General features: G+C 60.6%; 23 protein-coding genes. 14 read left to right on the top strand and 9 right to left on the bottom strand.

Annotated features, from left to right (window positions below):
- The first annotated feature begins 43 nt into the window (after nt 1-43).
- Both ACQ4WN_RS05040 and ACQ4WN_RS05035 read left to right on the top strand, forming a co-directional pair.
- Entirely contained in the window at nt 44-976 is a 933-nt protein-coding gene (locus tag ACQ4WN_RS05040; RefSeq protein WP_077400542.1) for an electron transfer flavoprotein subunit alpha/FixB family protein, read from the top strand.
- Nucleotides 977-1,068: 92 nt separating this feature from the next.
- Nucleotides 1,069-2,859 carry an acyl-CoA dehydrogenase gene (locus tag ACQ4WN_RS05035; RefSeq protein ID WP_436550531.1) on the top strand — a complete coding sequence of 597 codons (1,791 nt, stop codon included), beginning with the start codon at nt 1,069-1,071 and terminating at the stop codon, nt 2,857-2,859.
- A 195-nt stretch (nt 2,860-3,054) separates the two neighbouring features.
- Here ACQ4WN_RS05035 and ACQ4WN_RS05030 read toward each other — a convergent pair whose 3' ends face one another.
- Together ACQ4WN_RS05030 and ACQ4WN_RS05025 are read right to left on the bottom strand one after the other, a co-directional pair.
- Nucleotides 3,055-3,681, bottom strand: a complete 627-nt coding sequence (locus tag ACQ4WN_RS05030) for a glycine zipper 2TM domain-containing protein (RefSeq protein WP_436550530.1) — start codon at nt 3,679-3,681, stop codon at nt 3,055-3,057.
- A gap of 136 nt (nt 3,682-3,817) precedes the next feature.
- A complete protein-coding gene (locus ACQ4WN_RS05025; protein ID WP_436550529.1) occupies nt 3,818-4,252 on the bottom strand; it encodes an NINE protein in 435 nt (144 codons plus the stop codon).
- Between the two features lie 277 nt (nt 4,253-4,529).
- Here ACQ4WN_RS05025 and rpsP point away from each other — a divergent pair, with 277 nt between their 5' ends.
- The 10 genes from rpsP to ACQ4WN_RS04975 all read left to right on the top strand — a co-directional run bounded on the left by rpsP (nt 4,530) and on the right by ACQ4WN_RS04975 (nt 10,335).
- Nucleotides 4,530-4,781 (top strand): 30S ribosomal protein S16, encoded by a 252-nt coding sequence (rpsP, locus tag ACQ4WN_RS05020; protein ID WP_010395524.1) that lies wholly within the window; start codon nt 4,530-4,532, stop codon nt 4,779-4,781.
- Nucleotides 4,782-4,794: 13 nt separating this feature from the next.
- Nucleotides 4,795-5,352, top strand: a complete 558-nt coding sequence (rimM, locus tag ACQ4WN_RS05015) for a ribosome maturation factor RimM (protein WP_436550528.1) — start codon at nt 4,795-4,797, stop codon at nt 5,350-5,352.
- A gap of 50 nt (nt 5,353-5,402) precedes the next feature.
- Nucleotides 5,403-6,149 (top strand): tRNA (guanosine(37)-N1)-methyltransferase TrmD, encoded by a 747-nt coding sequence (gene trmD, locus ACQ4WN_RS05010; protein ID WP_436550527.1) that lies wholly within the window; start codon nt 5,403-5,405, stop codon nt 6,147-6,149.
- Nucleotides 6,150-6,280: 131 nt separating this feature from the next.
- Entirely contained in the window at nt 6,281-6,664 is a 384-nt protein-coding gene (gene rplS, locus ACQ4WN_RS05005) for a 50S ribosomal protein L19 (RefSeq protein ID WP_010395528.1), read from the top strand.
- A 199-nt stretch (nt 6,665-6,863) separates the two neighbouring features.
- Nucleotides 6,864-7,523, top strand: coding sequence for a CoA pyrophosphatase (locus tag ACQ4WN_RS05000; RefSeq protein ID WP_436550526.1), 660 nt, complete (start codon nt 6,864-6,866; stop codon nt 7,521-7,523).
- A gap of 97 nt (nt 7,524-7,620) precedes the next feature.
- Nucleotides 7,621-8,580: a CobD/CbiB family protein gene (locus ACQ4WN_RS04995; RefSeq protein ID WP_436550525.1), complete on the top strand. Its 960-nt coding sequence runs from the start codon at nt 7,621-7,623 to the stop codon at nt 8,578-8,580.
- A 236-nt stretch (nt 8,581-8,816) separates the two neighbouring features.
- The gene (locus tag ACQ4WN_RS04990; protein WP_029496213.1) at nt 8,817-9,152 is read left to right on the top strand and encodes a DUF3579 domain-containing protein; all 336 of its coding nucleotides are present in this window, start codon (nt 8,817-8,819) and stop codon (nt 9,150-9,152) included.
- A 75-nt stretch (nt 9,153-9,227) separates the two neighbouring features.
- The gene (locus ACQ4WN_RS04985; protein ID WP_495542757.1) at nt 9,228-9,422 is read left to right on the top strand and encodes a GyrI-like domain-containing protein; all 195 of its coding nucleotides are present in this window, start codon (nt 9,228-9,230) and stop codon (nt 9,420-9,422) included.
- A 77-nt stretch (nt 9,423-9,499) separates the two neighbouring features.
- Complete coding sequence (locus tag ACQ4WN_RS04980; RefSeq protein WP_436550524.1) at nt 9,500-10,066, top strand: hypothetical protein; 567 nt, start codon at nt 9,500-9,502, stop codon at nt 10,064-10,066.
- 32 nt (nt 10,067-10,098) lie between these two features.
- The gene (locus tag ACQ4WN_RS04975) at nt 10,099-10,335 is read left to right on the top strand and encodes a hypothetical protein (RefSeq protein WP_436550523.1); all 237 of its coding nucleotides are present in this window, start codon (nt 10,099-10,101) and stop codon (nt 10,333-10,335) included.
- Between the two features lie 72 nt (nt 10,336-10,407).
- Here ACQ4WN_RS04975 and ACQ4WN_RS04970 read toward each other — a convergent pair whose 3' ends face one another.
- Entirely contained in the window at nt 10,408-11,148 is a 741-nt protein-coding gene (locus ACQ4WN_RS04970; RefSeq protein WP_436550522.1) for a GntR family transcriptional regulator, read from the bottom strand.
- A 388-nt stretch (nt 11,149-11,536) separates the two neighbouring features.
- Here ACQ4WN_RS04970 and ACQ4WN_RS04965 point away from each other — a divergent pair, with 388 nt between their 5' ends.
- Together ACQ4WN_RS04965 and ACQ4WN_RS04960 are read left to right on the top strand one after the other, a co-directional pair.
- Nucleotides 11,537-14,197: a TonB-dependent receptor gene (locus ACQ4WN_RS04965; RefSeq protein WP_436550521.1), complete on the top strand. Its 2,661-nt coding sequence runs from the start codon at nt 11,537-11,539 to the stop codon at nt 14,195-14,197.
- Between the two features lie 255 nt (nt 14,198-14,452).
- Complete coding sequence (locus ACQ4WN_RS04960; protein WP_436550520.1) at nt 14,453-15,574, top strand: acyltransferase family protein; 1,122 nt, start codon at nt 14,453-14,455, stop codon at nt 15,572-15,574.
- A gap of 131 nt (nt 15,575-15,705) precedes the next feature.
- Here the strand turns inward: ACQ4WN_RS04960 and ACQ4WN_RS04955 are convergent, their stop codons facing one another.
- From ACQ4WN_RS04955 to ACQ4WN_RS04930, 6 genes are all read right to left on the bottom strand, one after another.
- Nucleotides 15,706-17,007, bottom strand: a complete 1,302-nt coding sequence (locus ACQ4WN_RS04955; protein ID WP_436550519.1) for a tetratricopeptide repeat protein — start codon at nt 17,005-17,007, stop codon at nt 15,706-15,708.
- Between the two features lie 160 nt (nt 17,008-17,167).
- On the bottom strand, nt 17,168-18,313 hold the full coding sequence (locus ACQ4WN_RS04950; RefSeq protein WP_436550518.1) for an ABC transporter ATP-binding protein: 1,146 nt from the start codon (nt 18,311-18,313) through the stop codon (nt 17,168-17,170).
- Nucleotides 18,314-18,327: 14 nt separating this feature from the next.
- Nucleotides 18,328-19,650 (bottom strand): MFS transporter, encoded by a 1,323-nt coding sequence (locus ACQ4WN_RS04945; RefSeq protein ID WP_436550517.1) that lies wholly within the window; start codon nt 19,648-19,650, stop codon nt 18,328-18,330.
- Between the two features lie 26 nt (nt 19,651-19,676).
- Complete coding sequence (locus ACQ4WN_RS04940) at nt 19,677-20,513, bottom strand: carbohydrate ABC transporter permease (RefSeq protein WP_436550516.1); 837 nt, start codon at nt 20,511-20,513, stop codon at nt 19,677-19,679.
- Nucleotides 20,514-20,526: 13 nt separating this feature from the next.
- Nucleotides 20,527-21,396, bottom strand: a complete 870-nt coding sequence (locus ACQ4WN_RS04935) for a carbohydrate ABC transporter permease (protein WP_289950228.1) — start codon at nt 21,394-21,396, stop codon at nt 20,527-20,529.
- Between the two features lie 7 nt (nt 21,397-21,403).
- Nucleotides 21,404-22,663 carry an ABC transporter substrate-binding protein gene (locus tag ACQ4WN_RS04930; protein WP_436550515.1) on the bottom strand — a complete coding sequence of 420 codons (1,260 nt, stop codon included), beginning with the start codon at nt 22,661-22,663 and terminating at the stop codon, nt 21,404-21,406.
- Between the last annotated feature and the right edge of the window lie 6 nt (nt 22,664-22,669).

Raw genomic sequence — 22,669 nt, 5'->3', positions numbered from 1 at the left:
GGAAGGTCCGCCCCCCGGCACTTGCACATTACTAGGAATAATCATGGTCGCATTAGTTATTGCTGAACACGACAACGCTACCTTAAAGGGCAGCACCCACCACACCGTGACTGCGGCTGCCCAGTGCGGCGGCGACGTGCACGTGCTCGTCGCAGGTTCGAACGCATCGGCTGCTGCCGCTGCCGCCGCGCAAATCGCTGGCGTGACGAAAGTCATCGTCGCCGACGCGCCATACTTTGCCGACGGCCTGGCCGAAAACGTGGCCGAGCAAGTGCTGGCCATCGCCGGCAATTACAGCCACATCCTGGCGCCAGCCACCGCCTACGGCAAGAACATCCTGCCGCGCGTGGCTGCCAAGCTGGACGTGGCGCAAATCTCGGAAATCACCAAGGTCGATTCGCCTGACACCTTCGAGCGCCCGATCTACGCCGGTAACGCCATTGCCACCGTGCAATCTGGCGACAAGGTCAAGGTCATCACCGTGCGCACCACCGGTTTCGATGCGGCTGCCGCCACCGGCGGTTCGGCTGCCACCGAAACTGTCGCCGCCGTTGCCGACGCCGGCAAATCGGCCTTCGTGGGCCGCGAACTGGCCAAGTCCGACCGTCCTGAACTGACCGCCGCGAAAATCATCGTGTCGGGTGGCCGTGGCATGGGTTCGGCCGAGAACTTCCACATCCTGGAGCCGCTGGCCGACAAGCTGGGCGCCGCCATGGGTGCCTCGCGCGCCGCCGTCGACGCCGGCTTCGTGCCGAACGACTGGCAAGTGGGCCAGACGGGCAAGATCGTCGCGCCATCGCTGTACATCGCCGTCGGTATCTCGGGCGCGATCCAGCATCTGGCCGGCATGAAAGACTCGAAAACCATCGTTGCCATCAACAAGGATCCGGAAGCGCCGATCTTTGCCGTGGCCGACTACGGCATCGTGGGCGATCTGTTCGAGATCGTGCCGCAACTGGTTAAGGAACTGGGTTAAGTCTTACCCATTCAGGTTTTGTTATTGACAAAGCCACGCCGGCCCGCCCCACACGGCGAGCCGCGCGTGGCTTTTTTCTTGGAGAAAAGAAGATGAGCTATCAAGCCCCGCTGAAAGATATGTTGTTCGTGATGAGCGAACTGGCCGGCCTGGCCGAAATCCACACTTTGCCGGGCTGCGAAGACGCCACGCCCGACACGGCCGAAGCCGTGCTGGAAGAGAATGCCAAATTCTGCGGCGCCGTGGTGGCCCCCCTGAACTGGCCCAGCGACAAGGAACCCAGTTTCTGGCACGACGGCCAGGTCACCACCTCGAAAGGCTTCAAGGAAGCCTTCAAGGCCTACGGCGAAGCGGGCTGGCAGGGCGTGCAGCATCCGACCGAGTTCGGCGGCCAGGGTTTGCCCAAGCTGCTGGCGACGCCCTGCATCGAAATGCTCAATTCGGCCAGCATCTCCTTCGCCCTGGTGGCCCTGCTGTCCGATGGCGCCATCGAAGCGCTGCTGACGGCCGGCAGCGATGAACAGAAGGCGGTCTACCTGGAAAACCTGGTGTCGGGCAAGTGGACGGGCACCATGAATCTGACGGAGCCGCAAGCCGGTTCCGACCTGGCCGCCGTGCGCACGCGCGCCGTGCCGCAGGGCGACGGTACTTATAAAGTCTTCGGCACGAAGATTTTCATCACGTATGGCGAGCACGACATGGCGGAAAACATCGTCCACCTGGTGCTGGCCCGCACGCCGGACGCGCCCGCTGGCGTGAAAGGCATTTCGCTGTTCATCGTGCCGAAGTTCCTCGTCAATGCCGATGGCAGCCTCGGTGAGCGCAACGATGCCCATTGCGTGTCCATCGAGCACAAGCTGGGCATCAAGGCCAGTCCCACGGCGGTGCTGCAATTCGGCGACCATGGCGGCGCCATCGGCACCCTGGTGGGCGAGGAAAACCGCGGCCTTGAATACATGTTCATCATGATGAATGCGGCCCGCTTCGGCGTGGGCTTGCAAGGCATCGGCCTGGCCGAGCGCGCCTACCAGCAAGCCGTGGCGTTCGCCAAGGACCGCGTGCAGTCGCGCGACCTGGCCGGCTCGCCCGGCCCCGTCTCCATCATCCACCACCCGGACGTACGCCGCATGCTGATGTCCATGCGCTCGCAGACGGAGGCGGCGCGCGCGCTGGCCTACGTGGGGGCGGCCATCAGCGACGTGGCGCATCACCATCCGGACGCGGCCGTGCGCGCGGAAAGCCTGGCCACCTATGAATACCTGGTGCCCGTGATCAAGGGCTGGGCCACGGAAATGTCGCAGGACGTCACGCGCGACGGCGTGCAAGTGCATGGCGGCATGGGCTTCATCGAGGAAACAGGCGCCGCCCAGCACTACCGCGACGCCAAGATCCTGACCATCTACGAAGGCACGACGGCCATCCAGGCGAACGACCTGGTGGGCCGCAAGACGGTGCGCGACGGCGGCGCCGTGGCGAAAGCCATCATCGCCCAGGTGCGCGCCACGGAAGCCCAGTTGGGCGAGCTCTCCGGCGCCGACTTCCAGGCCATGCAGCGTCACCTGGCCGAAGGCAGCGCCGCGCTCGAAGCGGTGGTGGAATACGTGGTGGCGAACATGAAGACGGACATCAAGGCCGTGTTTGCGGGCAGCGTGCCGTATCTGAAACTGGCCGGCATCGTGCTGGGCGGCTGGCAAATGGCGCGCGCGGCCGTGGTGGCGCAGCAAAGGCTGGGAGAGGGGAGCGGCGACGCCTCGTTCTACAAGGCAAAAATCGCCACGGCGCGCTTCTTTGCCGATCACATCCTGTCGCAGGCGCCAGGACTGCGCGCCACCATCATCGATGGCAGCGCCGGTGTGATGGCCTTGTCGGAAGAGCAGTTTTAACCTGGGTCAGCCCCCCCCTCGTTCGCTAACGCCGAGCTTCGATGTTAGCGTTGGCGAGGGTCTGACCCCGGCAGTTTGCCGAAGGCAGGTTGAATGAAAAAAGCGCTGGAGATCACTCTCCAGCGCTTTTTTAACCCCAAACTTAAGTGCCGGGGTCAGACCCGCCGGGTCTGACCCCAGATTTACTCTGCGCTCTTAACGGCGGGCGATGCCGTTGCCCGAATTGCGCACCAGATCGCCAGCAGCCAGCCCCGGGTCCTGGTCAAACGCGAAGTCAGCCTTGGCGCCCGTTTCGTATTGCACGGTGACGGTCCACGTCTTGGCATTTTTCATCTGGCCTTCCACTTGCTTGCCCGCATACGCGCCGCCGGCGGCGCCGGCCAGGGTGGCCAGGTCCTTGCCGCGTCCGCCGCCGACCTGGCGGCCCAGCAGGGCGCCGGCCACGCCGCCGCCGATCATGCCCAGGGCGCCGCCTTCTCCCGCTTTTTCAGTGACATTAACTGCCAGCACCTTGCCGCAATCGGCGCAGATCTGATGCTGTGGCTGCTTCGATGGCTGGCTGGCGTAGGAATTGCCCGCTTTTTGCGCGGCCTTGGCGTTGATGATGGCCTGGTCGTATTCGCCCTTGGCGTCGCGCAGGCATTGCATGCGCGATTTCGAGCTGGTTTCTTCTGCGCACAATTTCTTGTCGTCCGCATAGCGGGTGCTGGCTTGCTTCGTGTCGTAGGCGTATTGCGCCTTCGGTGACAGGTTTTGCGCGAAGGCGGATGTGCTGAACAGGGCCGTGATGGCTACTGCGAGGATGAGTGGGCGACGAATCATGATCTTCTCCTAGGGGGTGTTGAATGTGCCAGTAATGCTGGCATTGTGAATGCAGTATAGAGGAAAATCATGATTGCTTACCAACACTTACATGTGCGTGCAGGGCGTGGCAAATGATGCAATTTCCATGCGGAAATTAACCGTAGGCGCCGCCTGTGTACAGTAAATCGAACAGGCGCGCCATGGTGGCGATCAGCACGCCAGCGCCTAGCATCAAGGTAGCGACCAGCACCACAGCCAGGGGCCAGCCCGTGTCCGACAGGCGGCCGGAGGCGGCGTTGTAGCGGATATCCCACTTGTCGTCCGGCATCAGGCCCAGTACCAGTGCTTCCAGGAAGCCGCCCAGGGCGGACAGGGTCAGCGGCAGTATCTGGTAAAACCAGTCGGCTTCGGGAAACAGCTGGTGCAGCAGCAGGGAGGCGGGCAGGGCGGCCAGGTGTAGCCAGCCCCAGCGGTCTTTGGCGCCATGCAGGTAGAAGCGGTGCGCGCCCAGCGTGCCCAGCAGGAAGGCCAGCAAGGTGGTGAATGCCTTGTTCTTGTGCGACTGTTGCAAAATGGTGGCGGTGGTCATGGGACTCCAGAGTTGCTCATCGGTAAAGATTGCCAGTATCGGTCATTGTCTCGCACAACGATAGCACTTTCCTGTGGCGTTTATACAATGATTTGGCTTGATTTCAAGCCATGGCCGGCACGATAGGCGCAGACACCTATTGCGTCTTCGGCCATGACTGGTCATAATGTTTGATTAGCCCAAATTACACGCCCGTCATCATAACGCTTGCTGCCTGGCGGTAAAGCGCGCTATAATTTGCGGCTTTTTCCGCCTCAGCACACTTTTTGGAAATATTATGGTCGTTATTCGTTTAGCTCGTGGAGGCGCCAAGAAGCGCCCGTTCTTCAACATCGTCGCTACTGATTCGCGCAATCGCCGCGATGGTCGCTTCATTGAGCGTATCGGTTTTTACAACCCGATGGCGCAAGGTGGCGAAGTTCCACTGCGTATCACCGCAGACCGTCTGGCCTACTGGCAAGGCGTTGGCGCACAATTGTCGCCAACCGTTGCTCGCCTGGTTGCCAGCAACAACAAAGCAGCAGCTTAATTAGATCACTGGTTTGACGGTCAAGACTGCATCCGGGGTGAAAGTCCCCGATGACCTGGTACAGGTAGGCTATGTCTCCGGTGCTTATGGCATTGCTGGCGGGGTCAGGATCACTCCTTTCTCCGACGACGCGGATGCATTATTAAGCGTCAAAACCTGGTGGTTTGATAAACCGACCTTGCATGATGTTCAAGTCAGGCAAGCGAAGTTACACGGCGGCGACGTCGTGGCCCAGCTGGTGGGTGTGGTCGGGCGGGATGCAGCAGAAGCGCTGAAAGGCGTCTCTGTGCAAATTCCGCGTAGCCATTTCCCGACGCTGACGGCCGATGAATTTTATTGGTCCGATCTGATCGGGCTGACAGTTGAGAATTTGCAAGGCGAGTGCCTCGGCACAGTGCACGACATGATGAGCAATGGTCCGCAGTCGATCTTGCGCGTTACGCCCGTCGCCACTGCCGATGAGACCGTTGAAATGGCGCCTGAGCGCCTGATCCCGTTTGTCAGCCAGTTCGTCATTAACGTTGACAAGGCTGCCAACAAGATCACGGTCGACTGGGGCCTCGATTATTAAACCGTCTGCGCATAATTTTGCGCCGGGCAAACTTTGCAGGATGGTGAGCGATGCAATTTGATGTCGTGACCCTGTTCCCGGAAATGTTTGCCGCGCTGACGCAGTCGGGTGTGACCCGGCGCGCCTTCGAGCAGGGTAAATGTGGCTTGTCGCTGTGGAATCCCCGTGATTTCACGACCGACAATCACCGTACCGTAGATGACCGCCCGTATGGCGGTGGCCCCGGCATGGTGATGATGGCCCGTCCCCTCGAAGCGACAATTAACGCCGCGAAGCAACGCCAGACCGAATTAGGCCTGGCGGCGCCCCGCGTGGTGTTCATGTCGCCGCAAGGCCGTCCGTTGACGCACGAGCGTGTCACGCAGCTGAAAGCTGAACCTGGTTTGGTGATCCTGTGTGGCCGCTATGAAGCCGTGGATCAGCGTTTGCTGGACCGTTGCGTCGACGAAGAAATCAGCGTGGGCGACTTTGTCCTGTCAGGCGGTGAATTGCCTGCCATGGCGTTGATGGACGCGGTGATCCGCCTGTTGCCGGGTGTCTTGAACACCGAGGCATCGGCCATCGAGGATAGCTTCGTCAATGGCTTGCTTGATTCGCCGCACTACACGCGGCCGGAAACATATGAAGACATGAGTGTGCCGCCCGTTTTGATGGGGGGTAATCATGCCGAGATCGTCAAGTGGCGCCGCCAGCGCATGCTGGAAGCGACCGCGACAAAGCGGCCTGACCTGCTGGTCAGTGCACGCGCCGCCGGCTTGCTCAGCAAGACCGACGAAAAATTCTTGGCCAGCCTGTAAGCCGTCTCCGGACGGCCGGCAGGGTGGCCAGTAGTGCCGGGCATGTTGCCCAAATTGTGTTACCCATCCTCTACCGGGCGGATACTTGCTATCCACAGTGCGCCGGCATGATGGTTTTCGGAGTTATAAAAATGGACTTGATTCAACAATTAGAGCAGGAAGAAATTGCTCGTCTGGGTAAAACCATTCCTGAATTCGCACCAGGCGATACCGTTATCGTCAGCGTCAACGTAGTCGAAGGTACGCGCAAGCGCGCCCAGGCTTACGAAGGCGTCGTTATCTCCCGTCGTAACCGTGGCCTGAACTCGAACTTCATCGTTCGTAAGATCTCGTCCGGCGAAGGCGTTGAGCGTACGTTCCAACTGTACTCGCCGCTGATCGCTTCGATCGAAGTGAAACGCCGTGGTGATGTTCGCCGCGCCAAGCTGTACTATCTGCGTGAGCGTTCGGGTAAATCGGCGCGTATCAAAGAAAAATTGCCAAATCGCCGCGTTGTGGCGAAAGCAAGCGCGTAATATCAGCGTCTGCGTTGGGAAAAGGGGTGCCTGTGATGGTGCCCCTTTTTTTTATGGTGACACCTGGCCTAACCTGCTGCGCGTCGGCTTAGGTAGCCTGCGATGCTCACCGTACTAGAGTACGGTTGCGCGTCTCGGCCACCTCTTCCTTCCGCTCGCGACGGTTTTGCCAGGTGGCTTTAATCATGAAGGACGGGTAATGGCCACTATTGCATTTGATCCCAAGCAACTCGCCATCGATTCGATCGCCGGCGAGGCGGCGCTGGACGCCGTGCGCCTGACGCCGGACTGGCTGCGCCAGCGCCTGGCCGAACAGCCGGACTGGCAGCCCGAGATTACCCAGGATTTCCTCTCCGCCCGCGTGGTGCCCGTGCGCGCCGCCGTGCTCATTCCGCTGGTGCAACGCCCGCAAGGCTTGACCATCTTGCTGACCATGCGCACGGACCACCTGAGCAGCCATGCGGGCCAGGTCAGCTTTCCCGGCGGGCGCAGCGAAGCCTTCGATGCGTCGCCCATCGCCACGGCCCTGCGCGAAACGCAAGAAGAGGTGGGCCTGGCGCGCGAGCATATTGAAGTGCTGGGCTGTCTGCCCGACTACCTGACGGGCACCGGCTACCAGGTCGCGCCGGTGGTGGGGCTGGTGACGCCGCCGTTCGAACTGCGCGCCGACCCGTCCGAGGTGGCGGAAATCTTCGAAGTGCCGCTGGCCTTCCTCATGGATGGACTCAACCATCAGCGCCTGTCGGTGGAATTGCCTGGCGGGCGGCGCTCGTTCTATGCCATGCCGTACGAGCGCTTCTACATTTGGGGCGCCACCGCTGGCATGCTGCGCAATCTGTTTCACCTCTTGCGCGCGTAAAATGCCGCCCCGCACGTAATAAGTTTGATTCCAGCACTGCACTGCGCTATCGTAGCGGGCATTGCGGTATTGCTGAAAAAGACAAAAAGGACGTTTGATGACATTTCTCTCCATACTTTGCGCATTGCTGATCGAGCAGCTCAAACCTTTGCGCGCGGACAATCCGATCTACGCCGAAATCAAGAGCCTGGCAATGCGCATGGAGACCTGGTTCAATGCCGGCCACGCCAACCATGGCCGCATGGGCTGGTTCCTCATGATCGGCGTGCTGATGGTGCCGACTGCAGGCATTTACTGGCTCTTGCAGCATTATCAGCTGACGCTGCTGGCCTTCGCCTGGAACGTGCTCATCGTCTACCTGACCCTGGGCTTCCGCCATTACAGCCATTACTTTACCTCGATCCAGCTGGCCCTGAGCGCCGGTGATGAGGCGACCGCGCGCACCTTGCTGGCAGACTGGACCAAGCTCGACACGGTGGGCATGGAAGCGAGCGAAATCGCCCGCATCGCCGTAGAAAAAGCCTTGATCACCACGCATCGCAATGTGTTTGGCGTATTCTTCTGGTTCCTGATGCCGCTGGGCCCTGCCTGCGCCGTGATGTACCGCGTGGCCGAATACCTGGCGCGCGCCTGGAACGAGCCCGAGCACATGCGCAATGAAGCCTTTGGCCAGTTCGCCGCGCGCGCCTTTTACTGGATCGACTGGATCCCTGTGCGCCTGACGGCCGTGGCGTTTGCCGTGGTCGGCAATTTCGAGGATGCCATCTATGCCTGGCGCAATTTCGCCCAGCGCTGGCAGGACGAAGCCATCGGCATCATCCTTACGGCTGGCGGCGGCGCCATGGGCGTACGCCTGGGCACGCCAGCCGAAACGGCGGCGCGCGTGCTGGTCACGCCGGACCTGGCCGTCGATGACAGCGACAGCGAAAGCGATATCCTGCCCGGTGAAGAGCCTGGGGCGCGCGCCTTGCAGAGCACGGTGGGCCTGGTATGGCGCGCCTTGCTGCTGTGGATGCTGCTGCTGCTGTTGATGTCGGGCGCCGTTTTCCTCGGCTGATACGGGAGTTGGGCGGGCGCACACGCGCCATCCATGCGCCTGGCACGTGGAACAAGGTTAAAATAGGGGCTGGCGCGTTACGCGTGCCAGCCCCTGTTTGCAACCGCAGGGAAGATCGAGGTAGAACCCAAGTCTTCTATAAGATATAATACTGGCTTACCGCAGCAAACGTAGTTGAATTACCAGCCCGGCTTACCCGCCGGGGCCATTCACGCAATCCAGTCCCGACAAGCCACATGGCCGAGTTATCTCAAAAAACAGGGGAACTCTCAGACGAGTTCTTCATCCTTGGTCTCACCAGCAATGGCAAGCAATTCCGACCCAGCGATTGGGCCGAGCGCCTTTGTGGAGTGATGTCCTGTTTCAATCCCGAAGGTGGCGGGCGCAATGCGCACCTCCAGTATTCGCCCTACGTGCGCCCGACCGTCGTCAATGGCGTCAAGTCGGTGGTGGTCAACACCAAGCTGCGCGAGATCGAGCCGATGGCGTTTCACTTCGTGCGTGAGTTCGCCAAGGATAACGACCTGCAAATCGTCGAAGCCTGTTTCCTGCCGCCCCCCGAAGAAAAGTAACACCCGTTTCATTTGATCTGGCACAAAGCCCGTCACGGCGGGACAGCGTAGCGTGGACACTCTGCCTCAAACGCAGTGGCGACACGAGTATCGGCGACATCTGTACCCTGCACACCATCCGCGCCACCCTGGCGCACGCTGTGGAACGAGTGGCTGCCCCAGTCCGGGCTGGTAGTGGCCGACGCGCCCGATTTTGAACGCTACGACCAGCAGTTCGACCGCGCCAGCGGTGTTGGCGGCGTGGAAATCTGGTTACCCTTGAAAGCCTGAGCATATTCCCAACGTTGTCCGCGCCACACCCCCTGTTGTGCCTGGCCCTGCGTGCGTCCCGCCGCGATGCGGCCTGAATGACGTTCCTGGCCGCCATGCTGAGACTGTCATCCAACCTTGTTTATTTCCACCTGCTCATGCTCTTGCCGGCCGTGCTGGCCGTGATCTTCGTCAAGACACTGCTGTGGCCGCTGGTGGTGCTGGTCACGCGGCGCCTCGTGCTGCGCTACCGGTCCGGCTGGACAGTGCTGGCGTATCCCGTGCTGTGGGGCACCATCGACACCTTGATGGCGGCTTTGCTGCCGGAGGGTAACTGGGGCAGCCTCGCTTATTCGCAAGCCGATAACCTTGCCGTGCTGCAAGTGGCAGCCTTGGCTGGCGTGTCTGCCCTGTTGTTTATGCTGTGCCTGGCGCGCAGCACGGGCGCGTGGGTTACTCTGGGCATCGGCGGCAAGACGCTGCCTGCCTGCGCAACCTGGCCTGGCTGTTTTCTCCCAATGGCTCCGCGCCCGTCGGCTACCAGAAACATCATCTGGCGCCGCCCGAGCGCGATTTTCTTGCTGGCAGCGCCTATGCCGTGCAGCCGGTGGCGGATCTGGCCATGGGCTTGGCGATCTGCAAGCACATGCATGTCGCGCCCTTGAGGCAAGCGTAGGGCGTGGCCGGAGCGCAGGCGATGCTGGTACCGGCCCGGGATTTTCAGCTGGATGCCTGGATGGGCGCGCGCATGACCGTGGTGCGGGGCGTGGAAAACGGCTATGCAGTGCTGTGCGTGCCGCGCCCGCTTCCTGACGGGCTACGCCACGTTTTGCTGCAATGCGCAAAGCCGTATTATGCGGCTTTCTTTTATATTCTCCGCAAGCGCCGACATAATGGTCGCCGATTATTCCATCATGGCCGTGCAAATATATAGCCGTTACGTCGAATATATATTGCACTGCAATAAGTGGTTTTATCTGGTATTCGGTAATCCGGGCGGCTGGTATTAATTGGTACTTAATTCGGCCACGAAGTCATACATATCGCCGCGAAAGTAGGAGCGGCAAAATTCCACGGCGCGGCCATCGCGCAAAAAGCCCAGTCTTTCCACCGACAAGCCCGCGTCGCCTTCCTCCGCTTGCAGCAGGCTGGCCTGTTCCCCCGTCAGTAAAAGTGCGCTGAGGCGCTGCAAGGCGCGCACGGGGCGGTTGCCCGCCTGTTCCAGCGCGTCATACATGGATACGTCGACAGCGTCGAGCGCCGGCAGGCAATTGGCGACGATGGTCGCGTATTCCAGGCACATCGGCACCTCGTCCGCATAGCGGATACGGTGAAATCGGTACACGGGCGCGCCGGGCGACAGCCGCAGGCGCAAGGCCTCTTCCGGTGTGACGGTTCCCTCCGCGCGCTTGAGCCAGACACTGCGGGGCGTGCGCCCGCGCGCGCGCATGTCCTCGGAAAACGAGGTCAGCTTGGCGAAATTCTTCTCGATGCGCGTATTGATGAAATTGCCCGAACCGGGACGCCGCACCAGCAAGCCCTCGTTGACGAGGCCATCGATGGCCTTGCGCACGGTGATGCGCGAGACGGCCAGGTCGCTGGCCAGCTGGCGCTCGGCCGGCAGGGCTTCGTCGGGGCCGAGGATGCGCTTGTCGATCGCTTCGCGCAGCGCGCGCTGCAGTTGCTGGTACAGGGGCAGGCTACTCGTCTGCCCCAGGCCTTGCATGATGTGAGCCAGGGTTGTCATACGCTGAGGGTCTCCGTTACGGCGCGTTGCAGACGCGCTCTGTATCTGTTTTGTGTCGCTGGATAATACCAAAAAAGACCGTTATAAAACCAATTTGAATTATCAGGCCGGCAATTTATGCCTGGCTTCGCTGGTATTTACCCCGCTCATACGGGCTACAGATTGATTCAGGTGAAGTGGTCTGTGTGATTCAAACAACGTTATAAAAAAAAAGTTGCAACTGGTAGTGTTCTGGTATTGGATAGTAGTATATTGGCGTTGAATTGGTTTTGTAAGTGGTTGTGCCGAAGGGTCTGCAGCATGCCGGCGAGAGTGGGCGGGCTGGAAAGAAGACCTACGTTAAAAATGAAAAGGGTCCAATCCTGGAGCCTAAATCAAGGGGGAGTACATGAAACGCAATTTGACACCTGCAGCTGCCGTCGTGAAATCCGGATCGCGTAGCCGTACGCCGATCGCTACGGCCGTTGCCGTGATGGTCGCCGGTCTGGCTTTTTCGGCACAGGCGCAGGAAGCACCCGCCGACGACGTGTCCACCGTAGTGACGGTGACCGGCGTGCGTGCCTCGCTGGAAAAATCGCTGAAGCAAAAACGTAATGCGGATTCCGTGGTGGAAGTGGTCACCGCTGAAGATATCGGCAAGATGCCAGACCGTAACGTGGCTGACGCGATCCAGCGCCTGCCAGGTGTGAATACTCAATCGTCTGCCGGTGGCGAAGGCGGCTTCGGCGAAAACGACCGCGTCAGCCTGCGCGGCACCAGCCCCAGCTTGCAGCAAACCCTGTTCAATGGCCACGCCATCAGCACGGGCGACTGGTTCGTGCTGAACCAGTTCGGTGGCAACGTCGGCCGCAGCAGCAGCTTCTCCCTGCTGCCATCGGAGCTGGTGAGCTCGGTTGTCGTGCGGAAGAGTGCTACAGCCGATCTGGTGGAAGGTGGCGTGTCCGGTGCGATCGACGTGATCACCCGTCGCCCGCTGGAGTTCAAGAACAAACTTACCGCCGAAGGCTCCATTCAGGCCAACTACAATGACCTGTCGGAGAAAACCCAGCCGCAATTCTCTGGTATGGTGAATTGGAAAAATGACGACAATACGTTGGGGATCATGGTTCAGGGTTTCTCGCAAAAGTCGCAAGTGCGTCGTGATGGCCAGGAAATCCTCGGTTACACGGCAATTGCCGCTGACAAGGCTGCTGCGAAGGCGCACCCGGACCTGGTGGGAGTACTGGCTCCTACCTTCATAGGCGCGAGTTTCTTCGAGCAAAAGAAAACCCGTGAAGGTGGTGCTTTCGATATCGAATTCAAACCGAACAAGGATTTGACGCTGGATTTGAATGGCTTCTATTCGCAATTGAAGGCGCCGCATTCGAACACCAACCATTTGGCCGCGCCGAGTGGCTCGATTAACGCGGGGATGGTACCGACGTCCTACACGGTGCGCAATAATACGCTCGTGGCGGCGAACTTCACGCAGAATGCTGGCGAGGTCGATAATATTTATCGTCCGGACGCAGGCGGCGAAACGTACTATCTGGATTTCAACTTCAAGTACCGTGCCAGCAAGGACCTGACCTTCACAGGCAAGTTGGGCAAGACCCACGGCGTGGGCTACGACCGTGATGATGTGTACTACCAAAACAAGGTCGATGGCGGCATGAACTATGCGCTAAATGGCATGAGTCCGGCAACCGTCGCCTATCCAGGCGGTACGACTACCGCGCCATTGGGCACGGCATGGATCGGTGGCGGGGAATCGCAGTCGGTCGACAAGGAACTGTATACCCAGATCGATGGCGAATTACGCCTGTCGAACGGTATATGGGATTCCATTAAGTTTGGTGCACGCTTCACTGACCATAAACGTACCGCCGAGCATCCGTTTGAAACGGGTCCTGGCGCGACAGGATTGGCCAGTGCCGGCCCCATCTGGAACGGTACGCAGTATCCGGGTAATTTCGCCTCCAATCTGGGCGGCAATTTGCCTACCAACTATTTCCGCTACGACGGTGATGCCTTGGCAAAATGGGCGGCGATTCCGGGTAACCGTAATCCCGACCGCGTAGCGCGCCACAACTGGCGCGATGAATTCAAACTGCAGGAAAAAACCCAGGCAGTCTACGGTATGGCCAATTTGGCTGGCGATAACTGGAGCGGTAACTTCGGCGTGCGTGCAGTTCATACCAAGCAGTCCACTACTGTTAATTCCAGTGGCGGTCCGATCACAGGTTCCGCTTTTGGCGCCTACTCGCAAAATACCTATGACCGTAGCTATAACGACTTCTTGCCTAGCGCCAACGTCAAGTTTGATGTCAGCCGCGATCTCGTTGTGCGCGGTGCATTGGCAAAGACCATCGCGCGTCCTGACTATAGCGCGTTGGGCGGCGCGGTATCGCTGAATGAGGATTCCCTGAGTGGTACCAAGGGCAACATCAACCTCAATCCTGTGCGTTCGAACAATGCTGAAGTTAGCGCCGAGTGGTATTTCGCGCCAAAATCGGCGGTATCGGCCGGTATTTTCTACATGGATTTGAATTCGATCGTGGCGCAACGTAACGTCAACGCCACCTATTTCAATACCAAGGTCGGTGCTGACAGGGTGTTCCAAGTTACCGAGTCCTACAACACCAAGGGCAAGAACAAGGGTATCGAGTTGAGCTATCAGCAACCGGTGCTGGGTGATTTCGGCGTACTGGCCAACTACACCTACGCCGATGGCAAGCTGAACGATGGCAGCGAATTGTTAAATGCGTCGAAAAACACCTACAACCTGACCGCTTTCTACGAAGCACACGGTTTTAGCGCGCGCCTGGCTTACAACTATCGTTCGGCTTACAAGGCGGGCGTGGACCGTGGTGCCAGCCAGCACGTCGACGACAGCAGCACCCTGGCAGGTTCGCTCAACTACAAGATCAATGAGAACTTCACGATCACGTTCGATGCGCTTAACCTGACCAACGAAACCATCAAGATGTACGCTGAAAACAAGGATCAGCCACGCGCTTTCTATAGCAACGGCCGTACTTTCTACCTGGGCTTGCGCGGCAAGCTGTAAGCAAGACGGCCAGGTCTGATGCACCCGCATCAGGCCAGGTCTTCCTCGGTCTTTCAAGCAAGTTCCTGCTTCAGGGGCTTGCTTTTTTTTTGCGCTCACCGGTAGGGTGGCTTCTGTCTTGTTCATGCCAGGGCTGTCGCCGCCGGTCGCCAGCATGACTTGCGCCCGCGAAGATTGTATCCGGGGCGTAAGGGTTTTTGCCGCCTCCTTGCCGCAAGCAGGAAGGCGGTTTTTCTCATTTGGAATTGTTTGATCATGACTATTGCACCTCAACGCTACCTCGCCCTCGACGTCCTGCGCGGCCTGACCGTGGCCCTGATGATCGTCGTCAATACGCCGGGCGACTGGGGCAGCGTGTATGCGCCGTTCCTGCATGCCGAATGGCATGGTTTTACTCTCACGGACCTGGTCTTTCCCAGCTTTTTGTTTGTCGTCGGCAATGCGCTGGCGTTTGCGCTGGGGAAATATGAAAATCTGGGGCATGGCGCCGTGCTGGCCAAGCTGTGCAAGCGCAGTGCGCTGATCTTTTTACTGGGCTTCTTGCTGTACTGGTTCCCCTTCTTCAAGATTGACGACGCGGGCCAGTTTGCCTGGTCGCCGCTGTCGCACACGCGCATCCCGGGCGTGCTGCAGCGCATCGCCGTGTGCTACCTGGCCGCCGCTTTGATCCTGCATTACTGGAAGACACGGGGCGCGCTGCTCTTCAGCACGTGCGCCTTGCTCGGCTACTGGGCCATCCTGGCGACCTGGGGTGACTACAGCTTGCACGGCAACGCGCCGGCCAAGCTGGATCTGATCCTGCTGGGCGACAGCCATTTGTACCACGGCGAAGGCATCGCCTTCGATCCGGAAGGTATCCTCGGCACCTTGCCATCGGTCGTCAATGTGATTGCCGGCTATCTGGCGGGCAGTTTTTTGCGCCAGGCGGCGCCGGCGCAGCTGCGCTCCAGCCTGGTTCAGCTGGCCGTGGCCGGCGTCATCTGCGTGGCGGTGGCCCTGTGCTGGAACGAAGTGTTTCCGATTAACAAGAAGCTGTGGACCAGCTCATATGTGATGCTGGGCATCGGCCTGGACTTACTGCTGCTGGCGCTGCTGATGTTCGTCATTGACGTGCGCAAGATCACGGGCTGGACGTACTTTTTTGAAGTCTTCGGCAAGAACACCCTGTTCATTTACCTGGTGTCGGAAGTGCTGGTGATCATCGCCTTTACCGTGCGCATCGGCGGCGGCAATCTGTACCAGTGGCTGTACCAGCAGTGGTTTACGGGCTGGGTGCCGGCACGAGTGGGTTCGCTGCTGTTTGCCGTCGGCTTCATGCTGCTGTGCTGGCTGATCGCCTACGGCATGGACAAGCGGAAGATCTACGTCAAGGTCTGACACTTCACGTCAGCCCATGCCGCGTGGACAGGGCAGAGACGCGCATCCGTGGACGAGGGATGCTAGGTCGAAAAAAAAGCAGCCCCGGCGTGAGCCGGGAACTGCCTTGCGCATGCTTGAGGTAGCAAGAATTACTTGGCCGCTGCTGCCGTGGCAGGACGGTTCAGCCACAGGATCCAGTAGCGGGCCAGGTCGCCCACGCCGTCGCCGCCCTTGACCGTTTCCAGGACCTTGATGGCGTCATCTTTCTTGCCAGCCATGGCGTAGGAATAGCCGAGGCGCAGCTTGGCATCTTCCGGACGCTTCAAGCCGCCTTTGGCGATGCCTTTCTGGATCAGGTCGATACCTTTGTCGAACTGGTCCATCGTCACGAAGGCGTAGCCCAGGTTGATCAAGCCCGTGCCATCCTTGCTCTTCATGGCCGAGGCTTCGCCGCTGGCGATATTTTTTGCGTCGTCGGCGGCAGCCTTGTTGGCCTGGTCACGCAGTTTCTTGTGCTTGGCGGCATTCGCCCCCGTACCCAGCACGCCTTTGGCAAAGCCCGCGTCGAGGACTTTTTTCGCTTCCGTCGGGAAGGCGTTTTGCAGGGCAATTTCAGCCATGTCGCTGTAGTCCTGTGGCGGCATGGTGTCGACGGCCTTGAATTGCAGGCGCAGCACGTCGAGCGCGAAGCGGTCGGAATAGCCAGCCTTGCCTTGCGTGCGGCTCAGCAAATCGCTCCAGTAGTCATCCGACGGGTAGTAGCGCACCAGGTTTTCCATGGCGACCAGGTAGGTAGCCGGATCCTTGCTCTTCGAACCCGTGTTGGCCAGCAATTGCAGTTCTTCGATGGTCGGCGTCTTGCCCGCTTGCTGCTTGGCCGTCAGGTCGGCCATCAGTTCCTGTTTTGCGCGCGCAAAATCATTGCTGAAGTAATAGGCGCGGATGATGTAGGGACGCACGGTGGCCACGTCGCCCGTTTCCGTTTGGTAACGGGTGAACCATTTGATGGCGTTCGGATAATCCTTGGCGTTGTAGTGGTAGTTGGCCAGCGCCTGGATAAAGTCGCCCTGGGCTTTCTTGTCCAGCTTGCCCGATTCGATCACCGCTTCCAGCGCCGTCATGGCCATCGGAGCATTGTTGGTGGTCGACGCCAGCGCCACGCGCAGGCGGTTCAGCACGAACAATTCGTAGGGTGTCAGGGCGGGAATGGCGGCAGTCTGGTCGATGCGGCTTTGCACGTCGGCGTAGTTTTTCGCATCCATCGATGCCTTCACGGCGACCGGATCGAGCAGTTTGAACACTTCAGGGCGCACCGTGTCGGCCGGGGCGGCGGCGGGTGCACCGGCAGCAGCGGCTGGCTTGGCATCCTGGGCGTGCGACAGGGCTGGCAGGACGTTCAGGCCGATGGCGGCCAGGATCAGGCTGAGACGGGCAAGACGGAATTGGGACATGGGTTATCCTTCAATCAAAAACAAAAATACGCACCTGCAGTGGCAGCCGCAGCATCGTGCAGTGGCATTGCCAGAGGGGCAAGGAAGCTCGAAAAAATACATTTCTACCAGTCTGCCTGCATAAGTCAAACAGAAGCGGCATGATACAGAGCGGCTATTGTCACATAAACTGCTGGGCTGGTGCAGCAAACGTGCGCGCCAGTGCTTGCCCTTTGGCATCGAACAGCAGGCAGCGCTGCGCCGGCAGATGCAAACGCATGGCGTCGCCCGCCTGGCGTAAGCCATCCTCGGCCGGCAGCTTGACGGCCAGCATCTCGGCCAGCATCCCGGCCACACCTGGCATGCTGGCGTAGACGATGGCCACGTCGCCCAGGTATTCGACATGGCTGACACTGGCATCGATCACGTTGTCGGTCGCCGTCTCTCCGTGCTGCAGGCTGACATGCTCGGCGCGCACGCCCAGAGTCAGCTGCTCGCCTGGCGCCACGCCGTCACCTTGCGCCTCGACCTCGATCACGGCGCCGCCAGGCAGGCGCACGGCTACCGTGCCGGGTCCGCAGGCAACGGCCTCGCAAGCGATAAAGTTCATCTTCGGCGCGCCCAGGAAGCCGGCCACGAACAGGTTGCCGGGATGGTTGTACAGCTCGTGCGGACTGCCCACCTGCTCGATGCGCCCGCCGTTGAAGACGACGATGCGCTCGCCCAGCGTCATGGCCTCGACCTGGTCGTGCGTGACGTAGATCATGGTGGTCTTCAGTTCCTGGTGCAGGCGCGAAATTTCCACGCGCATCTGCACGCGCAGCGAGGCGTCGAGGTTTGACAGGGGCTCGTCGAACAGGAATACCTTGGGTTTGCGCACGATGGCGCGGCCGATGGCCACGCGCTGGCGCTGGCCGCCCGACAGGTCCTTCGGTTTGCGCTTGAGCAAAGGCGTGATCTGCAGGATCTCGGCCGCGCGCTCGACGGCGGCGCGCACCTCCGCCTTCTTGTGGCCCGCCAGGCTCAGGGCGAAGGCCATGTTCTCGAACACCGTCATGTGCGGATACAGGGCATAGCTCTGGAAGACCATGGCCAGGCCCCGCTCGGCAGGGGCGATATCGTTGGCCAGCTTGCCACCGATATGCAATTCGCCGTCCGTGATGTCTTCCAGCCCGGCGATCATGCGCAGCAGGGTTGATTTACCGCAACCTGAAGGTCCCACGAAGACGACGAATTCGCCATCGCGGATAGCGAGGTCGATGCCGTGGATGACCGGGTGCTTGTCGTCGTACAGCTTGACGATATTCTTTAAAACGATGTGTGCCATGGACGATGCGATTCCTAGCTTGCGCTGGCCGGCGCGGACGTGGCGCCGGCATCAGCCTGGTCGGAGGGGGTCTTTGGTCCGATGCGCATGAAGCGCGACAGGACCAGGACGGGCAGGGCCGACACCAGTACCCACAGAAAAAAGGTCTTGTAGCCAAGCGCCGTCTGGATGTCGCCGCTGATCATCTTGAATAGCACGAAACCGAGCTGCATCACGCCGGTGGCGAACGCATAGTGGGCCGTCTGGTACTTGCCGACGGAGACCACCTGCATCATGAACAGGATCAGGCCGACGAAGCCGAAGCCATAGCCGAACATTTCCACGCTGAGCGCGGCCGTGATCAGGGTCAGGTCGGTCGGCATGCTGTGGCTCAGGTAATAGAACACCAGATTCGGCAAGTTCATGGCCAGGATCAGGAAGAACATGGCGCGCTTGAGGCCCAGCCACGATGTGAAATAGCCTCCGCCTATGCTGCCCAGCAAAAAGGCCACGGTGCCGGCCGTACCGTACACGGCGCCCACTTCCGTCGTCGACAGACCCAGGCCGCCCAGTTCGCGCGCTTCGCGCAGGAACAGGGGGCCGATGGTCTGCACCTGCGCCTCGCCGGCGCGAAACAGGATGATGAAGGCGATCATGCCCCAGATGCCGGGCTTTTTCAGGAAGTCGACCAGCACGTCCCACAGGGTGCGGCTGATGCCTGCCACGCTCTTGTCGGCCACGGCCGCGTTGCGCACCTGCGGCAGCGCCCACAGGTGATACGCGGCCAGCGACAACATCATGGCGCCGATGATCAGGAAGATCACCGACCAGGCGGGCTTGACGCCGATATTTTTTTCCAGGTAGCCGGCCAGGATCACCAGGCCGCCCAGCGAGATGAACTTGCCCGCGTTGAAGAAGGCGCCCTGCCAGCCCGCGTAGGCCGCCTGCTGCTTGTCCGACAGGCTGGCGATGTACAGGCCGTCGCAGACGATGTCGTGCGTCGACGAGGCCAGCGCGGCGACGAACAGCACGGCGATGCAGGCGGCGAACCATAGTGGCGTTTGCAGGGCCAGCGCGATCATGCCCAGGCTCAGGCCGCCGGCGAACTGGAACAGCACCACCATGGTCTTCTTGCTGGGCGCCAGTTCCAGGAAGGGGCTCCACAGCGACTTGAAGACCCAGGCAAAACCGATCAGGCCCGTCCAGCGGGCGATCTGGTCGTTCGGCACGCCCATGCTCTTGAACATCAGGCCGGCCACCAGGGCCACGGCGTAGAATGGCAGGCCCTGGGCGAAGTATAAGGTGGGCACCCAGGAAATCGGGCTGCGTTTGCTGATGCTGATGTGCTGGTCGTGCATGGAGGCTTCCTTATCGAGAGACGTTTTCATTTGACTGCGCCATCCATGCCGCGCATGAAGAAGCGTTGGGTAAACAGGAAGGCGAGCAGGGTTGGCACGATGGTGATCAGGGTGCCGGCCGCGATCACGCGCGTGCTGCTGCCGAAGGTGCCGCGCAAATACAGCACGCCCACCGACAGGGGGAATTCATCGGGTTTACTCATGACGATGGAGGGCCAGATGTATTCATTCCACGATTCGACGGCCGTCAGAATGCCGACGGTGGCCAGCCACGGCGTAATCAGGGGCAGCATGATGCGGCTGAAGATCACCCATTCGCTGGCGCCGTCGACCCGCGCTGCGTCGATCAGGTCTTGCGGCACTTCCTCGAACGCCTGCTTGAGCAGCAAAATGGCCACGGCCGTCACCACGTTGGGCAGGATGACTCCCGTGTAGGTGTCGACCAGGCTCATTTGCGTGATGGTGATGAAGTTGACGAGGAAATTGACTTCCGACGGCAGCACCAGGGTGGCCAGGATCAGGCCGAACACCAGTTTGCGGCCACGAAATTTCAGGCGCGCCAGCGGATACGCGGCCAAAGAGCACAGCAGCAGTTTCCAGAACACGGTGAACACGGCGATCAGTACCGAGTTCTTGAAAAACGACCAGATGGGGATGGCCTGGAACACTTCGATGAAGTTGTCAAAGGACGGCGCCTTGGGCCAGAAGGTGGGCGGGAAGGCGAAGATATTGCCTTCCGTGGAGATGGCCGTCACCAGCGTCCACCAGAACGGGAAGACGCAGACGACGGCGATCACGCACAGCACGGCATAGTGGCCGAGTATTTGCAGGCGCGTTTTCAGGGGGCGGGAGCGGGTTGTCATGATCATGCCCCTGTCAGCGGTGCTTGGGTTTCAGATAGCGCAGGCATAGCAGGGCGATGGCTATGCAGAACAGCGAGACGACGAAGCTGGCCGCCAGCGCGCGCGGCAGTTTCAAGTGCTTGAGGCCCTGGTCATACGCGTAGTACAGCGCCGTGAAGGTCGAGTTCATCGGTCCGCCCTGGGTCAGCACGTCGACTTCCTGGTAAGCCTTCAAGGCGGCCAGCACGGACAGGATGGAGCACAGCATGATGGTCGGGCGCAGCATCGGCACGGTGATCTTCCAGAAGCGCTGCCAGCGGTTGGCGCCATCGAGCATGGCCGCTTCCTGCATGTCCGACGGAATCGACTGCAGCGCCGCCAGGTACATCACCATGTACCAGCCCAGGCCGCGCCACAGGGTGACGAACATGACGGCAAACAGGGCCAGGCTGTCATTCGTCAGCCAGCCCACGGGCGCGTTCACGAGTTTCAGGGTCATCATCACGTAATTGAGCGCGCCCTGTTCGTGGAACATGAAGCCCCACATGATGCCGACCACGGAAACGGTGGTCACCACGGGCACGTAGAAGGCGGCGCGGAACAGGCGGATGCCGGGCAGGCGGTTGTTCACCAGCACGGCCAGCACGATGGCGCCCACCTGCACGAAGGGCACCATCAGCAAAAACATCAGCGAGTTTTTCAGGCCCGAGACGAACATCTCGTTATTGAAGATGTAGCGGAAGTTATCGAGGCCGACGAAGCGCGTCTCGCGTATCAGGCTGTAGTCGGTGAACGCCAGCACGGAGCCGTAGCCGACGGGCCAGAAGGAAAAGGCGGCCAGCAGCAGCAGTGCCGGGGCGAGGAATAGCCAGGCTTGCAGGGTGTGGCGATGGGCGAGTTTCATGCTGTCCTCAGTGGCGCGGCAGGGTGGCCAGCTTGCGGTTCCAGATGGCGACGGCCTGGTCCAGCGCCTGCTTGACATCCTGCTTGCCCGTCACGCCCGCCTCGACGGCTTTCACCAGTGAGCGGCGCAGTTCGTCGTAGTCGTCGATGCCGGCCACGTACAGTGTGCGCGAGTGGCCCATCGACAGGGCGCCAGCGGCCATCGCCTTTTCGGCCGCGCCCGCATTTTGCGGCGTGGCGAGGAAAAACGGGTCGGCGGCCGCCTTGACGGTGGTGGGAAAGACGCTGGCCTGCCTGGCGAAGGCCAGCTGGTTGTCGTCGTTCGTCAGGAAGCGCGCGAACTTGCCGACTGACGGCAGCAGGTGCGCCGGCACGCCTTTCGGAATGGCGAAGTGCACCAGCCAGCCGCCGTCGGCGATGCCCGTCGGGCCCAGTGGGGCGGGTGCCACGTCGGTGATGGCGTAGATGTCTTTCGCATCGCCGCGGATGCGCTGCATGGCCGTGGGCGGCGCCAGCAGCATGCCCAGGCGGCCGCCCTTGTAGGCGTCGATCACGGCCGGGAAGTTATCTTCGGCGAACAGACTTTCCTTCAACAGGCCGCCCACCTTGTAGGTGTCGGCCAGTTTTTGCACCAGCGCCACGTGCTGCGGCGAATTGAAGACGGCGCGGTTGTCGGTAATGACGGCCAGGCCCTGCTGCATGAACAGGCCGTCGATCTTCGACAGGGCCGGGGCGATGCCGGCCTTGCCCGTGCGTTGCGCGATCTGGCGCGCGAACGCCAGCTGTTCATCGAGGCTGGCGGGGCCGCGCGTGAGCCCGGCCTGTTTGAAGATATCGGTATTGAAGGCGATCACCGCGACATTGCTGTACATGGGAAAACCGTAGGTGCGGCCCTTGAAGCGCAAGTCTTCCAGGGCACTGGGAATGTAGCTGGTGCGCGCTGGCGCGATCAGGCCATCGACGGGCGTGAGCAAGCCGTCGCGCGCAAATTCATCGGCCCAGGGCACGTTCAGGCTGACCAGTGCGGGCGGCGTGCCGGCCACGATGCGCGTGACCAGTTTGGTCTGGATGACGTCCCACGGAAAGTCTATCCATTCGATCTTGACGTCGGGATTCTGCGCCTCATAGCGCGCCACCACCGCATTGAAATACGGCGTGAACTTGGGCTTCATGCTGAAGGTCCAGAATTCGATTTTCTCGGCAGCCCATGCCTGTGGCGCGAGCAGGCCCGCGCAGGCAAACACTGCCAACAGTCTCTTGATCGTCATTTTTAT

The sequence above is a fragment of the Janthinobacterium pasteuri genome (assembly GCF_051380775.1).
Classification (GTDB): Bacteria; Pseudomonadota; Gammaproteobacteria; order Burkholderiales; family Burkholderiaceae_D; genus Janthinobacterium.
The sequence above is the reverse complement of the archived record's forward strand: the minus strand, read 5'-3'. Positions and strand labels throughout refer to the sequence as shown.